Here is a 15,340-nt window from a genome sequence, read left to right as displayed (position 1 = left end):
GCGCAGCCCTCACGAGTAGACCGTCAGGGACCGCAGCCACGTACCACCGGCTCGATGGCCCGGGCCTTGCGGACTCCGGGACCTGACCTTGTCCGGAGACACGCCAGGCACAGCCAGGGAGTTTACACGACGACGGCGGGCCCGGTCAAAACGACCGGGCCCGCCGTGGTCTGGCTAGGTCAGCGGAAGTCGCCGAAGTCCAGGTCCTCGAGCGGGATCGCCTCGCCCGAGCCCATGCCGAGCGTCGGGAAGTCGATCTCGTCGTAGCCGAAGCTCGGGTAGAGCTCGGCCTTGGCCTGCTCGGTGGGCTCGACCTCGATGTTCCCGTAGCGGGACAGGCCCGTTCCGGCGGGGATGAGCTTACCGATGATGACGTTCTCCTTGAGGCCCAGCAGCGGGTCCCGACGGCCGCTCATGGCCGCCTCGGTGAGCACGCGGGTCGTCTCCTGGAAGGAGGCGGCCGAGAGCCACGAGTCGGTGGCGAGCGAGGCCTTCGTGATGCCCATGAGCTCCGGGCGACCGGAGGCCGGGTGGCCACCCTCCGCCACGGCGCCGCGGTTGGCGTCCTCGAAGCGCGTGCGCTCCGCGAGCTCGCCCGGCAGCAGCTTCGTGTCACCCGAGTCGAGCACGGTCACGCGACGCAGCATCTGCCGCACGATGACCTCGATGTGCTTGTCGTGGATGTCCACGCCCTGGCTGCGGTAGGTCTCCTGGACCTCGTCCACCAGGTGCTTCTGCGCGGCGCGCGGGCCGAGGATGCGCAGGACCTTCTTCGGGTCCACCGCACCCTGCACCAGCTGGGTGCCGACCGTGACGTGCTGGCCGTCCTCGACCAGCAGGCGCGCACGCTTCGACACCTGGTAGCGCAGCTCCTCCGAGCCGTCGTCGGGCGTGAGGACCAGGATGCGCGAACGCTCCATGTCCTCGATCGCCAGGCGGCCGGTGTACTCGGCGATGGGCGCCTCACCCTTGGGGGTGCGGGCCTCGAAGAGCTCGGTCACGCGGGGCAGACCCTGCGTGATGTCCTCGGCCGAGGCGACACCACCGGTGTGGAACGTACGCATCGTCAGCTGCGTGCCCGGCTCACCGATCGACTGGGCCGCGATGATGCCGACGGCCTCGCCGATGTCCACGAGCTTGCCCGTGGCCAGGGAGCGGCCGTAGCACTTGGCGCAGGTGCCGACACGCGACTCGCAGGTGAGCACCGAGCGCACCTTGACGTTCTCGACGCCCGCCGCGAGCAGCGCCTCGATCTCGGCGTCGCCGGCGTCCTCGCCACCACGGGCGATCACGTTGCCGTCGGCGTCCGTGACGTCCACGGCCAGCGTGCGCGCGTAGATCGACGTCTCCACGCGGGGGTGCGGCACCAGCGCGTCGCCGAGGCGCTCGCCCACGGGCAGCGTCAGGCCGCGCTCCGTGCCGCAGTCCTCCTCGCGGATGATGACGTCCTGCGAGACGTCCACGAGACGACGGGTCAGGTAGCCCGAGTCGGCCGTACGGAGGGCCGTGTCGGCCAGACCCTTACGGGCACCGTGCGACGCGATGAAGTACTCGAGGACCGAGAGGCCCTCGCGGTAGTTGGACTTGATCGGGCGCGGGATGATCTCGCCCTTCGGGTTCGCCACGAGGCCGCGCATACCGGCGATCTGGCGGACCTGCATCCAGTTACCACGGGCACCCGACGACACCATGCGGTACAGGGTGTTGCGGGCGTTCGACTCGAGGTTCTCGCGCATGACCGAGGCGACCTTGTCGGTGGCCTGGGTCCAGATCTCGATGAGCTCCTGACGGCGCTCGTCGTCGGTGATCAGACCGCGGTCGAACTGCTGCTGCACCTTGAGCGCACGCGCCTCGTGCTCGTCGAGGATCTCGTCCTTGACAGCCGGCATGGCGACGTCGGAGATGGCGATCGTGACGCCCGAACGGGTCGCCCACTTGTAGCCGGCGTCCTTCAGCGCGTCGAGCGACGCCGCGACCTCGACCTTCGGGTACGACTCGGCGAGGTCGTTGACGATCTCCGAGAGCTCCTTCTTGCCGATCACCCGGTTCTGGTACGGGTAGTCGACGGGGAGCGCCTCGTTGAAGACCGTGCGGCCCAGCGTCGTCTCCTTGAGCTCGGCCTGACCGGGCTCCCAGCCCTCGGGCTCCTCGCCCGGCTCGTACACGACGTCGTCCATGCGGATCTTGACGGTCGCGTTGATGTCCAGGTCGCCGCGGTCGAACGCCATGATCGCCTCGGCCTGCGACGAGAACACGCGGCCCTCGCCGACGGCGCCCGGGCGGTCCGACGTCAGGTGGTGCAGGCCGATGATCATGTCCTGCGAGGGCATGGTCACCGGACGGCCGTCCGACGGCTTGAGGATGTTGTTGCTCGAGAGCATGAGGATGCGCGCCTCGGCCTGGGCCTCGGCGGACAGCGGCAGGTGGACGGCCATCTGGTCGCCGTCGAAGTCCGCGTTGAACGCGGCGCAGACGAGCGGGTGCAGGTGGATGGCCTTGCCCTCGACGAGCTGCGGCTCGAACGCCTGGATGCCCAGGCGGTGCAGGGTGGGGGCACGGTTGAGCAGCACGGGGTGCTCGGTGATGACCTCCTCCAGCACGTCCCACACGACCGAGCGGGTGCGCTCGACCATGCGCTTGGCCGACTTGATGTTCTGCGCGTGGTTGAGCTCCACGAGACGCTTCATCACGAACGGCTTGAACAGCTCGAGCGCCATCTGCTTGGGCAGACCGCACTGGTGCAGCTTCAGGGTCGGGCCGACGACGATGACCGAACGGCCCGAGTAGTCGACGCGCTTGCCGAGCAGGTTCTGGCGGAAACGACCCTGCTTGCCCTTGAGCATGTCCGAGATGGACTTCAGCGGGCGGTTGCCCGGGCCCGTCACCGGACGACCGCGGCGACCGTTGTCGAACAGCGAGTCGACGGCCTCCTGGAGCATGCGCTTCTCGTTGTTCACGATGATCTCGGGCGCACCGAGGTCGAGCAGGCGCTTCAGGCGGTTGTTGCGGTTGATGACGCGGCGGTACAGGTCGTTCAGGTCCGACGTCGCGAAGCGGCCACCGTCGAGCTGCACCATCGGGCGCAGGTCCGGCGGGATGACCGGGACGGCGTCGAGCACCATCGCGGTGGGCGAGTTCGTCGTCGTGAGGAACGCGTTGACGACCTTGAGGCGCTTGAGGGCGCGGGTCTTGCGCTGGCCCTTGCCGCTGCGGATGATCTCGCGCAGGTTGTCGGCCTCGGCCTCCAGGTCAAACGACTCGAGACGCTTCTGGATCGCGTTCGCGCCCATCGAGCCCTCGAAGTACGTGCCGTAGCGGTCCTGGAGCGAGCGGTACAGCATCTCGTCGCCCTCGAGGTCGGCGACCTTGAGGTTCTTGAAGCGGTCCCACACGTTCTCGAGACGCTCGATGTCGGCGTCCGCGCGCTTGCGCAGGTTCGCCATCTCGCGCTCCGCGGCGTCGCGCACCTTGCGGCGCGCGTCCGCCTTGGCGCCCTCGGCCTCGAGCTCGGCGATGTCCGCCTCGAGCTTGACGGCGCGGGCGTTGATGTCGTTGTCGCGGCGGTCCGCGATCTCCTTCTTCTCCAGGTCGATCTCGTTCTGGAGACGCGGCAGGTCCTCGTGACGGCCCTCGTCGTCGACCCACGTGATCATGTAGGCCGCGAAGTAGATGACCTTCTCCAGGTCCTTCGGCGCGAGGTCGAGCAGGTAGCCCAGGCGGGACGGCACACCCTTGAAGAACCAGATGTGCGTGACCGGGGCGGCCAGCTCGATGTGGCCCATGCGCTCACGGCGCACCTTGGACCGCGTGACCTCGACACCGCAGCGCTCGCAGACGATGCCCTTGAAGCGCACGCGCTTGTACTTGCCGCAGTAGCACTCCCAGTCGCGAGTCGGGCCGAAGATCTTCTCGCAGAAGAGGCCGTCCTTCTCGGGCTTGAGGGTGCGGTAGTTGATGGTCTCGGGCTTCTTGACCTCGCCGTGCGACCAGGCACGGATGTCGTCGGCCGTGGCCAGGCCGATACGCAGCTCGTCGAAGACGTTGACGTCGAGCAAAGTGTCCTACTTCCTAAAACCTGGGTCGCTATCAGATCTCGTCGATGCTGCTGGCAGCGTTCGGCCGGCGGGAGAGGTCGATGCCGAGCTCCTCCGCGGCGCGGTACACCTCGTCGTCGCTCTCCTTCATCTCGATGGAGGAGCCGTCCGAGGACAGGACCTCCACGTTCAGGCAGAGCGACTGCATCTCCTTGAGGAGCACCTTGAAGGACTCCGGGATACCCGAGTCGGGGATGTTCTCGCCCTTGACGATGGCCTCGTAGACCTTCACGCGGCCCGGGACGTCGTCCGACTTGATGGTGAGGAGCTCCTGCAGCGTGTAGGCGGCGCCGTACGCCTCCAGGGCCCACACCTCCATCTCGCCGAAGCGCTGGCCGCCGAACTGGGCCTTACCGCCCAGCGGCTGCTGCGTGATCATCGAGTACGGGCCGGTCGAGCGGGCGTGGATCTTGTCGTCGACCAGGTGGTGCAGCTTGAGGATGTACATGTAGCCGACCGACACCGGGTCCGGGAACGGCTCGCCGGAGCGGCCGTCGAACAGGTGCGCCTTGCCGTCCTCGCCGACCATGCGGTCGCCGTCGCGGTTCGGGAGCGTCGTCGACAGCAGGCCGCGCAGGGCCTGCTCCTCGAGGCCGTCGAACACCGGGGTGGCGACCGGGCTGAACGGCGCCGACTTCTTGGCGACGTCCGGCACGTGCGAGAGCCACTCGGCCTTCTGGTCCTCCGCCAGGTCGGTGTCCCAGCCGCGGCTGGCGACCCAGCCGAGGTGCGTCTCGAGCACCTGGCCGACGTTCATACGACCGGGGACACCGAGCGGGTTGAGCACGACGTCGACGGGCGTGCCGTCGGGGAGGAACGGCATGTCCTCCTGCGGCAGGATCTTCGAGATGACGCCCTTGTTGCCGTGACGGCCGGCGAGCTTGTCGCCCACCGTGATCTTGCGGCGCTGGGCGATGTACACGCGGACCAGCTGGTTCACGCCGGCGGGCAGCTCGTCGCCGTCCTCGCGGTTGAACTCGCGGACGCCGATGACGGTGCCCTGCTCGCCGTGGGGCACCTTGAGGGACGTGTCGCGCACCTCGCGGGCCTTCTCGCCGAAGATGGCGCGCAGCAGGCGCTCCTCCGGGGTCAGCTCGGTCTCGCCCTTCGGGGTGACCTTGCCGACCAGCACGTCGCCGGCGCCGACCTCGGCACCGATGCGGATGATGCCGCGCTCGTCGAGGTCCGCCAGGACGTCCTCGGAGACGTTCGGGATGTCCCGCGTGATCTCCTCCGGGCCCAGCTTCGTGTCGCGGGCGTCGACCTCGTGCTCCTCGATGTGGATCGAGGAGAGGACGTCGTCCTCGATGAGGCGCTGCGACAGGATGATCGCGTCCTCGTAGTTGTGGCCCTCCCACGACATGAACGCCACGAGCAGGTTGCGGCCGAGCGCGAGCTCGCCCTCGTCCGTCGCGGGGCCGTCGGCCAGGACCGAGCCCGGCTCGACGCGCTGGCCCTCGTCCACGACCACGCGCTGGTTGTAGGACGTGCCCTGGTTGGAGCGCACGAACTTCGAGATGCGGTACGAGGACGTGGTCGCGTCGTCGTTCGCGACGAGCACCAGGTCGGCCGACACCTCGGTGACGACGCCGGCCTTGGTGGCCAGGACGACGTCGCCGGCGTCGACGGCCGCGCGGCGCTCCATGCCGGTGCCGACGAGCGGCATCTCGGAGCGGACCAGCGGCACGGCCTGGCGCTGCATGTTGGCACCCATGAGGGCGCGGTTCGCGTCGTCGTGCTCGAGGAACGGGATGAGCGCGGTCGCGACCGACACCATCTGGCGCGGGGAGACGTCGATGTAGTCGACCTCGCCCACCGGCACGTCGGACGTCTCGCCGCCCTTGACGCGCACCAGGACGCGGGGCTCCTGGAAGTGCCCGTCGACCGTCAGCGGCGTGTTCGCCTGGGCGATGACGTAGCGGTCCTCGTCGTCGGCCGTCAGGTAGTCGATCTGGTCGGTGACCTGACCGCCCTCGACCTTGCGGTACGGCGTCTCGATGAAGCCGAACGGGTTGATGCGACCGAAGGACGCGAGCGAGCCGATCAGACCGATGTTCGGGCCCTCAGGGGTCTCGATCGGGCACATGCGGCCGTAGTGCGACGGGTGGACGTCACGGACCTCCATGCCGGCGCGGTCGCGCGACAGACCACCCGGGCCGAGCGCGTTCAGGCGACGCTTGTGCGTCAGGCCCGCGAGCGGGTTGTTCTGGTCCATGAACTGCGACAGCTGCGAGGTACCGAAGAACTCGCGGATCGACGCCACCACGGGGCGGATGTTGATCAGCGTCTGCGGCGTGATGGCCTCGACGTCCTGCGTCGTCATGCGCTCGCGGACCACGCGCTCCATGCGGGACAGGCCCGTGCGCACCTGGTTCTGGATGAGCTCGCCGACGGCGCGGATGCGGCGGTTGCCGAAGTGGTCGATGTCGTCGGTCTCGACGCGCACCTCGACGGGCTGGCCGTCGCGCGTGCCGTCCAGGGTGGCGACGTCGGCGTGCAGCGCGGCGAGGTACTTGATCGTCGCGACGATGTCGGCGCGGGTCAGCGTCGAGTCCGTCAGCGGGGCCTCGATGCCGAGCTTCTTCGACACCTTGTAGCGGCCGACCTTCGCGAGGTCGTAGCGCTTCGGGTTGAAGTAGAAGTTCTCGAGCAGCGCGCGGCCGGCCTCGACCGTGGGCGGCTCGCCCGGGCGGATCTTGCGGTACAGGTCGACCAGGGCCTCGTCCTCGGTGTGGACGTGGTCCTTCTCGAGGGTGTCGAGGACGGCCGGGAACTGCGCGAACTCCTCGCGGATCTCCGACTCGGTCATGCCGAGAGCCTTGAGCAGCACCGTGACGGACTGCTTGCGCTTGCGGTCGACGCGCACGCCGACGGCGTCGCGCTTGTCGATCTCGAACTCGAGCCAGGCGCCGCGCGACGGGATGATCTTCGACGTGAAGATGTCCTTGTCCGACGTCTTGTCGGGGGTGCGCTCGAAGTACACGCCCGGGGAGCGGACGAGCTGCGAGACGACGACGCGCTCGGTGCCGTTGATGATGAATGTGCCGCGAGGGGTCATGAGCGGGAAGTCGCCCATGAAGACCGTCTGCGACTTGATCTCACCCGTCGTGTAGTTCACGAACTCCGCGGTGACGAACAGCGGAGCGGCGTAGGTGAAGTCCTTCTCCTTGCACTCCTCCGGCGAGTACTTCGACGGCTCGAAGCGGTGGTTCGAGAAGGAGAGCGACATCGACTGACCGAAGTCCTCGATGGGGGAGATCTCTTCGAAGATCTCCTCGAGGCCGGACGTCGCGGGCACCGCGGACGAGGCGGCGGCCACGCGGGCCTGCCAGGCCTCGTTCCCCAGCAGCCAGTCGAAGCTCTCGGTCTGCAGGCCGAGAAGGTCAGGGACCTCGAGGGGCTCGTAGATCTTGGCGAAGGAGAGGCGGCGAGAGGCGGTGCGGTTTGCGATCGCGTCGGCGGAGGGAGCAGAAGGGGTGCGCGAGGCAGCCAAGAGGGGTCCTTCCCTGCAGTTCGATGGCACGCTGTACGCTTCGTGCACCGAACGGGCCACCGCTCCGGGCGTCAGAAGTCATACCGGTGTCCACTGCAGGGAAGCGGGGGACGTGGCGGCGGCTGACGGGGTCGGGGATGGCATCGAGGGCACACGCGAGCGCAAAGCGCTAGCATAACCGACCCTGTCAAGTTCGTCCACTGCGCGAGGGCGCGCCGAAGGACGCCAGGCTGGGCCGGTCACATTCCGTGGGGTCGAAGACCCCAGGGACCGGGAGTTTGCGAGGCGTTGTCTCGGTGGCCGCCATATGCCGCCCAAGAACAGCGGTGCCGGAGAGTCTACGCCTCCGGCGAGACGAAGACCCCGCCCCCACCGAGGTGGGGACGGGGTCTCGTCAGTGAGTTGCGCCACGAACGATGTCGCGGCAGCGACGCGAGCGGCTGACGCCGCTCAGGTCACTTGAGCTCGACGGTGGCGCCGGCGCCCTCAAGCTGCGCCTTGGCCTTCTCAGCCGCCTCCTTGTTGACGGCCTCGAGAACGGGCTTCGGGGCGCCGTCCACGAGGTCCTTGGCCTCCTTGAGGCCGAGCGACGTGAGCGCGCGCACCTCCTTGATGACCTGGATCTTCTTGTCACCGGCGGCGGTGAGGATGACGTCGAACTCGTCCTTCTCCTCCTCGGCCTCGGCGGCAGCGGCGACGGGGCCGGCAGCGGCCACGGCGACGGGGGCGGCAGCGGTGACCTCGAAGGTCTCCTCGAAGGCCTTGACGAACTCCGACAGCTCGATGAGGGTCAGACCCTTGAACTGCTCGATGAGCTCCTCGGTGGTGAGCTTCGCCATGATGGCGTCCTTTCGTTCACAGCTTCCTGGCACGCTCGGCGCCGGTCAGAAGCAGAGGGGTTGAGTGGTTTCGCTGGACGACCCGCGGGTGCGGGTCAGGCAGCGGCTTCCTGCTTCTGACGCAGGGCGTCGATGACGCGAGCGACCTGGGCGGGCTTGGCGGTGAAGGCGTAGGCAGCCTGGCTGATCTTGGCCTTCATCGCGCCGGCCGCCTTGGCCAGCAGCACCTCGCGGGACTCGAGGTCCGCGAGCTTCGTGATCTCCGCAGCGGTCAGGGGGCGCCCGTCGAGGACACCGCCCTTGATGACCAGTGCGGGGTTCGCCTTGGCGAAGTCACGCAGGGCCTTCGCGGACTCGACCGGGTCACCGGTCACGAACGCGATGGCGGACGGGCCCTTGAGGTCGGCGTCGAGACCCTCGACACCCGCCTCCTTGGCCGCGATCTGGGTGAGCGTGTTCTTCACCACGGCGTAGGTTGCGTTGCCGCCGAGCGCCCGCCGCAGCTCCTTGAGCTGCTTGACGGTGAGCCCGCGGTACTCGGTCAGCACGGCCGCGTTGGACTCGCGGAGCTTGTCCGCGACCTCTGCGACAGCGGCTGCCTTGTCCGGCCTCGCCATGGCAATCCTTCCGATGGTGGTCCCGCCGGATCCAGGATGGCGAAGCCCCGGAAAACGAAGGAGCCCCGGCGCAGGCGCGCACCGGGGCTCGTACAAGCTGGTGTCACCTGCGCAGGCCCCCGCGTGCTCTGCGGGACTTCGGTCAGCGACCGCCCTGGAAGGGCAGCCGGAGACGACCGGCGGTCTTGGGTTACCCGAGAACTGTACCGGACGCAGGCCGGAACCCGAAACCGGCGCCGGGCGACGCCGGTCACATCGCGCCGGCGGCGCTCCGCACGGCAGGCGGGCTCGTGCGACGAGCGGGCTCAGACGGCAGGCGGGCTCACACGACGAGCGGGCCGAAGCACACCAGCGGCACCGGCAGCGCCTCGCCCGCCGTCGCGGCGGCGAGCGCCGTGCCGGGGGCAACCCGGCGCGCAGGCCCTCGTGGAGCCGGGGCATGACGCGGACGGCGACGTCGTCGCGCAGCGGGGCGACGGCCGCGACGACCGCGCTGGCGCCGTGGCGGAGCAGGACGCTCGCGAACCCGAGCTCCTCTCCCCCGACGTCGGACGTCGACTGGCCGAGGTCGCACGCGGAGAGCACGACGACGGCGCCCGTGAGGTCGATGCCGTCGAGCTCGTGGGCGAACAGCGGGCCGTCGGCGAGCCGCAGCGTGGAGAACATCGCGTTGTCCGCCGCGTGGCCGCCGTGCGCGGCGATGTGCACGACAGAGGCGGCGTGCAGCGCGTCCGCCGTCGCCGCCGTCGTCGCGCCCGGGCCGGTGAGCAGCGTGGCACCCGGCCACACGCCGGCGACGGCCTCCGCCTCGTCGGACCCGCCGTCCGTCCCGGGCCCGGCGACGACGACCACGCCGCCCGACCGTGCGGCGCCGGCCGCGACGAGGCCGGGGCTGAGGTCGACCCGGTCCCGCACCCAGGTGCGCAGGCCGGCGCGGGACGGCAGGGCCGACCAGGGCAGCGTGAGCAGGCGGCCGCGCGCGACGACGTGCAGGTCCCCGTCGACGCCGAGCGGGGCGAGCAGCAGCTCGTCGAGGCGGCCGAGCGTCCGGGCGAGGGACGCACCCGCGGCGTCGCCCAGCGCCCGCGGGATGAGGGGGTTGGCGAGGACGGCGAGGTCGGCGCGCGCGCGCCGGGTCAGCTCCATGACCTGGCCGCGCCGCCCGAGCGCGTGCAGCGACGGCCCGCTGGCGTCGACGCGCACCGCCATCGCGTGGCCGCCGATCGTGGCGAAGGAGACGACGACCGGGCGCGCGTCCGCGGCGGAGTCGCGCAGCGCGGCGCGGACGGCCCGCGCCGTCGTCGGCTCGACGGGCCGTCGCTCCCCCTCGATCTGCCACGACCGCTCGCGCGCCTCCGCCTCGTAGCGGCGGGCCTGGACGAGGTGCTGGCGCTTGCGGCGCAGGCCGTCGGGATCGCCCGTCGGGCCGAGGGCGAGCGATGCCTGGTGCTCGGCGCGTGCCTGCTCGAGCAGCCCTGCGAGCACCGCGTCGTCGGGCGGGACCAGGCGGGCGGCGCCCGCCGCGGCGGCCCGGCCGCGCTCAAGCGCGTCGAAGAGCGCGGCAGCGTCGCCCGTGTCCAGGGCGGCCTGGGTGTCGACGAGGTTGAGGTGCATGAAGTGGACGCCGCTCGCGGCGACAGCCTCGACGGAGCCCAGGCCGCGGTGCTCGGCGAGGACCGTCTGGCCGTGCCGGATCGCGCGCAGGCCCGCCGCCCGGCGGCCCTCCGCGAAGGCCACGCGGGCGACGACGGCCGACCGGGCGAGCCGCAGGGTGAGCGGGGCCATGTCGAGCGTCGCGGGCACGCGGCCCAGATGGGCGCGCGCCGCGTCGAGGTCGCCCGCGAGCACCGACCACTCCGCGGCCGCGAGCAGCGACGGGTACGCCACCGTCAGGCGGCCGACGAGGCCACCCGACTCCCCGTAGGCGGCCAGCTCGACGGCGCGGGCGGCCCGCTCGCGCAGCGTCTCCGCCCGGGCCCGCGTCCGCGTGAAGCGGTCCGCGGCGAGCTCGGACTCGAGCACCATGACGCGCGCCCGCGCCGCCCAGCCCGGGTTCTCCGCGCGCTCGAAGGTGCGTGCGGCGCGGGCGGCGGCCGCGGCAGCCTCCTCGTGCCGGCGCAGGTCGAGCAGGCAGCGCGCGAGCTCGAGCTGCGCCTCGGCGGCGGTGAGCGCGTCCGACCCGGCGAGCGTGGCCGCCTCCGCCAGCGCGGCGGCGGCGTCGGTCACCAGGCCGGCGTCGGCCAGGACGCGCCCGCGGTCGAGGGCCGTGACGGCCTGGTCGAGGTCGCCCGCGACCTGGCCCATCTCCCGCAGCGCGCGCGGCAGGTCGCCCTTCCGGAAGGCCGCGCAGCCGAGGTTGTGCCGGGCGGCCGCGAGCAGCGGGGCGTACCCGGTCTTCTCCGCGACCTCGGCGGCCAGGAGCAGGTCGGGCTCCGCGGCGTCGGGGTCGCCGGCCTCGAGGTGGAACGCGCCGCGGTTGAGCATCACGATGCCGAGGTCGAGCGTGAGCTCCGCGTCCGGGCCGGGCGCCACCTTGTCCAGCGCGACGATCGCGGCGTCGAGGTCGCCGGCGCGCAGCAGCAGGAGGCCCCGCTGCCCCTGGACGGCCAGGAGGTCGTCGGGCAGACCGTCCCGCTCGCAGCGCTCCTCGGCGCCGTCGAGCAGGGCGAACGCCGCGGGCTTGTCGCCGTGCAGCTCGTAGAGACACCGCGCCTGCCCGAGCCACGCTCGCACGAGCAGCGCCGACGCGTCGCGCGACCGTCCGTCCAGGGCCGGGCCGTCGAGGACCTCGGCCACGGTGCGGTACCCGTCGAGCGCGTCGGAGAAGCGTCCGGCGTTGTCGGCGGCGTGGGCCGTCTCGTAGAGCGCCCGGGCGTGCTCGATGGCCTGGACCACCAGCCGAGGGTACGACGGAGCCCCCGGACGCCGGGAGGGCTTTCCCCGATGCCGGCCCCGTTTTTCACCCGCTCGCGTCAGCCGACGGCGCCTCCCGGGGACGTCCCGGCCGGCTCGTACGTCAGGCCCGTCGCGGCGGTCACCGCACGCCACACGCGCAGGCACCGGTCCGGGTCGCCGCCCGCGACCGGCGCGGTCGGCGCGGGGATCCCGATCTCGAGCAGCAGCGCGGCGAGCTCGCCCGCGAGCACCGGGGCCGCGAACGAGGTGCCGCTCCACACGGCGAACCCGCCCTGGAAGCCCTCCGGGTCGATCGTGGCGCGCGCGCCGCGCGAGAACAGCTCGGGCATGTGCCGCGTCGGGGCGACCACGCCGTCGATCGTGATCGGGGCCGTGCTGATCAGCGACGCGCCGGGGCGCAGGCACGTGACCCAGTCGCCGTCGTTGCTGAACAGGGCCGTCGTCCCGTCGGGGTTGCGCGCCCCGACGGCGAGGACGGGCGGCTCGGTCGGGCTGAGCGGCGCGCGCGGCGTCGGCGGCTCCGTGCGTCGGTCCAGGCGCGGTGCGAACGCGGCCGGATAGGTCTCGCGCACCTGGCCGTCGTTGCCCGTCGAGCACACGACCAGCACGCCCCAGCGGCGCAGCTCGTCGACGACGGTGCCGAGCGGCAGGTCGAACGCGGCGTCCTCGGGGCGCTCGTGGTAGTAGCCGAGCGAGAGGACCGCGACGTCGACGGGGCTGTACCCGGTCACGCCGGCCAGCCCGAGCAGGTGCCAGAGCAGGAGCCGGCGCAGGGACCGCAGCAGGTCCCGCTCCGGCACGACGCCCGAGCCCGCGTACACGCGCGGGGCGAGGATGACGGCGTCGGGGCACGCCTGGTGCACCAGGCCCGCCATGAACGTGCCGTGCCCGGCGACCGGGTCGAGCGGCCCGGTGAGCGGGTCGATGGACACGCCCCCGATCTCGGTGTCCTCGTACCGCGTCGCCGGGTCGGGGCACAGGCCCATGGGGCGCCCGAGCACGCGCGGGTGGCGGACGACGACGTCGGGGCGCGCCCGGTCGTCCTCCGTCCAGGCGACGTGGGCCGGGCGCTTCTCCCCCTCGAGCCCGAACCACGGGTGCGGCCCCACCCCGGTGTCCATGAGGGCCACCACGGGGCGGCGCTGCTCGCCGGGACCACGGAAGGGGTCGCCCGGGACGGCCGGGATCGTGCCCCGCGGCGCCGGGCCGGTCCAGGCGACGGGCTGGCGCCCACCCCAGCCCTGCACCGCGTACTCCGCCAGCCCCGTCACGGGGTGGCCGATCGTCGCGGTGTGCCCGATCGTGGCCGGGTGACCGATCGTGGCGGTCTGCCCCAGGACGGGGTGCCCGATGGTCGCGGTCTGCCCGACGATGAAGGGCTGCGTCGCCGTGAAGGGCTGCGGCTGGACCCCCGTGGCGCCGCCGATGGCGCCCGGGACGATGACGTGGTCGAGCGCGACCGCGTGCGGTGCCGGCAGGTCGCCCAGCGCGGCCGGGTTGACGGCCGACTGGTCGCGCAGCGCGCGCACAGCGGCGAGCAGGTCCCAGCCGTCGGGGAGCTGGCCCTCCGAGCGGCGCACGAGCACGGCGGACGTGCCCATGACGCGCCGCAGGTGGTCGCGGAGCTCGGTGCCGAACCCGCCGGCCTGCGCCGCCTCGTCGAGCAGCTCCAGGTCGTCGTAGGTCTCCTGCTCGATCTCGACGCGCAGGCCGAGCGGCTTCGCCACGCGGTTCAGCGGCCGCAGCCACTCCTTCGCGTCGTCCGGCGCGGGGGCCGCGGCGTCGAGCAGCAGGCGGTCCCCCACGTACCACGTGGGCTGCGGCGACGCGTGGCCCGCCGACCGCCGCGCGGTCGTCGGGTCCAGGGCGCGCGTGCGCCACTGGAGCCGGCGCGGCGTGTCCGGGTCGCGCCGGTCCGCGACGTACCCCCGGTGGTCGTGGTGCTCGCCCCCGCTCACAGCTCGACCACCGGGGTCGTCACCTTCGTACCCTCGTCGGCCAGCCGGATGAGCAGCGACGCGGGGCCGCGGTCGGCCGCGTCGAACGAGAAGCGGCCGTCGTCGTCGGCCGTCGTGGACTGGTCGCCGTCCGGCTGACGGAGCTCGACGACGAGCGGTGCCGCCGGCGCCAGCCAGCCGTCCACGCGCACGCGCCCGTCGTCCGACGGCGAGAGCGCGATCATCACGGTGAGCGACTCGTGCGTGAAGGTGATCGTGCGCGCCTCGACGGGCGCGGTGTCGCCACGCACCGCCCCCGCGAGCGCCTCGACGTGCGCCATGGCCATCACCTCGGCAGCCTCTTCCTCCAGCGCCGCGAGCGTCATCGCGAACTGCGACCGCTCCACGAGACCGTCGGGGACCGGGTCGAGCTCCGCGAACGCGCGCCCCAACGACGCGAGGACGGCTACGTCGCCGTCGTCGAGCGGCGCGTCCGGCGAGAAGGTCAGGCTGTCCATGGGTCCTCCCCCATGTCGTGGAGGACGGATCTCAGCTTCGCGAGACACCGCCCTCGGGTGGCGCCGATGCTGCCCACCGGCATGCCGATCGCCGCGGAGATCATCCGGTAGTCCGGACGGTTCGCGAGCGAGACGAGTCGCAGCAGCTCCTGGCACCGCTCGGGGAGCCGCTCCAGGGCACGCCAGACGGCCCGGTCGCGCTCGTCGCGCAGCACGTGCGCGTCCGGGCCGGGCTCGGGGGCGGGCAGCACGTAGGTGCTCGTCGGCGAGTCGTCCGGGAGCTCCGAACGGCGCCGCTGGTCCTCGCGCGCGCGGCGCACGGACTCCCACGCCGCCCGGCGGGCCGTGACGAGCAGCCACTTGAGCACGGCGTGCGGCTCCGCGATCGTGTGCGCGTGCCGCACCAGCGCCGCCCAGACGCCCTGCACGACGTCGTCCGCGGTGTCGCGGTCGACGCCCTGGGCGCGCACGGTGTGCCACAGGAGCGGGGTGGCCTCGCGGACCAGCTCCGTCAGCGCCGCGGTGCGACCCTCCCGGAACTCCAGGAGCGCGACCGCCGCCCGGTCCCCGAGCGTCTCGGGTACCGGGATGCTGTCGTCGTCCTCGGGAAGGTCGGCGGGCACGACGTCGTCTGCAGTCATCCATTCCTCGAACGAGATCGCCGGTGCACCCTGGCCCCCTCCCGGTCGCGACGAGCCTAGGGGGGTCCGTGTGTCGACGAGAGGGGTGGAGTGCCGGTCGGTCCGCATTTCACCCTCCAGGTCGGTCCGCTGCTGTCACGAGGAGGGAGCGGTCCGAGGACCGTCTGATACACGATCTCCGGGATGTGCTCGGAGCGCCTCCGGGAACGGCGAAGGCCCGCCCCGTCCAGATGGACGGGGCGGGCCTTCGTCAGGAGGAACCGCCTCAGGCGGGTTGCTGGCCGC

The 15,340-nt window shown here is 71.9% G+C and carries 7 protein-coding genes and 1 pseudogene; all 8 read right to left on the bottom strand.

The features are described from left to right. Window positions 1-179: 179 nt before the first annotated feature. Window positions 180-4,055 carry a DNA-directed RNA polymerase subunit beta' gene (locus ET471_RS08535; protein ID WP_129187589.1) on the bottom strand — a complete coding sequence of 1,292 codons (3,876 nt, stop codon included), beginning with the start codon at window positions 4,053-4,055 and terminating at the stop codon, window positions 180-182. 31 nt (window positions 4,056-4,086) lie between these two features. Next, entirely contained in the window at window positions 4,087-7,587 is a 3,501-nt protein-coding gene (rpoB, locus tag ET471_RS08530) for a DNA-directed RNA polymerase subunit beta (protein WP_129187588.1), read from the bottom strand. Window positions 7,588-8,042: 455 nt separating this feature from the next. Further along, window positions 8,043-8,426, bottom strand: coding sequence for a 50S ribosomal protein L7/L12 (gene rplL, locus ET471_RS08525; RefSeq protein ID WP_129187587.1), 384 nt, complete (start codon window positions 8,424-8,426; stop codon window positions 8,043-8,045). A gap of 95 nt (window positions 8,427-8,521) precedes the next feature. After that, complete coding sequence (gene rplJ / locus ET471_RS18530; protein ID WP_242496521.1) at window positions 8,522-9,043, bottom strand: 50S ribosomal protein L10; 522 nt, start codon at window positions 9,041-9,043, stop codon at window positions 8,522-8,524. Window positions 9,044-9,451: 408 nt separating this feature from the next. Continuing rightward, window positions 9,452-11,527: pseudogene (locus tag ET471_RS18965) on the bottom strand (CHAT domain-containing protein); the annotation flags it as partial. Between the two features lie 488 nt (window positions 11,528-12,015). Further along, a complete protein-coding gene (locus tag ET471_RS08515) occupies window positions 12,016-13,917 on the bottom strand; it encodes a S8/S53 family peptidase (protein WP_129187585.1) in 1,902 nt (633 codons plus the stop codon). Then, window positions 13,914-14,414 (bottom strand): hypothetical protein, encoded by a 501-nt coding sequence (locus tag ET471_RS08510; RefSeq protein WP_129187584.1) that lies wholly within the window; start codon window positions 14,412-14,414, stop codon window positions 13,914-13,916. Before ET471_RS08510 ends, ET471_RS08515 begins: the two co-directional genes overlap by 4 nt. Next, complete coding sequence (locus tag ET471_RS08505) at window positions 14,402-15,055, bottom strand: RNA polymerase sigma factor (RefSeq protein ID WP_242496476.1); 654 nt, start codon at window positions 15,053-15,055, stop codon at window positions 14,402-14,404. The genes ET471_RS08510 and ET471_RS08505 overlap by 13 nt, the downstream gene beginning before the upstream one ends. Window positions 15,056-15,340 lie beyond the last annotated feature (285 nt).

It is taken from the genome of Xylanimonas protaetiae (assembly GCF_004135385.1).
Classification (GTDB): Bacteria; Actinomycetota; Actinomycetes; order Actinomycetales; family Cellulomonadaceae; genus Xylanimonas; species Xylanimonas protaetiae.
Note: the sequence above shows the minus strand (reverse complement) of the source record. Positions and strands in the feature narration are given on the sequence as shown.

Bases quoted from the DNA above. Each gene is read 5' to 3' on its own strand.
- rplL (WP_129187587.1), bottom strand. From the start codon at position 8,426: ATGGCGAAGCTCACCACCGAGGAGCTCATCGAGCAGTTCAAGGGTCTG.
- rplJ (WP_242496521.1), bottom strand. From the start codon at position 9,043: ATGGCGAGGCCGGACAAGGCAGCCGCTGTCGCAGAGGTCGCGGACAAG.
- ET471_RS08510 (WP_129187584.1), bottom strand. From the start codon at position 14,414: ATGGACAGCCTGACCTTCTCGCCGGACGCGCCGCTCGACGACGGCGAC.
- ET471_RS08505 (WP_242496476.1), bottom strand. From the start codon at position 15,055: ATGACTGCAGACGACGTCGTGCCCGCCGACCTTCCCGAGGACGACGAC.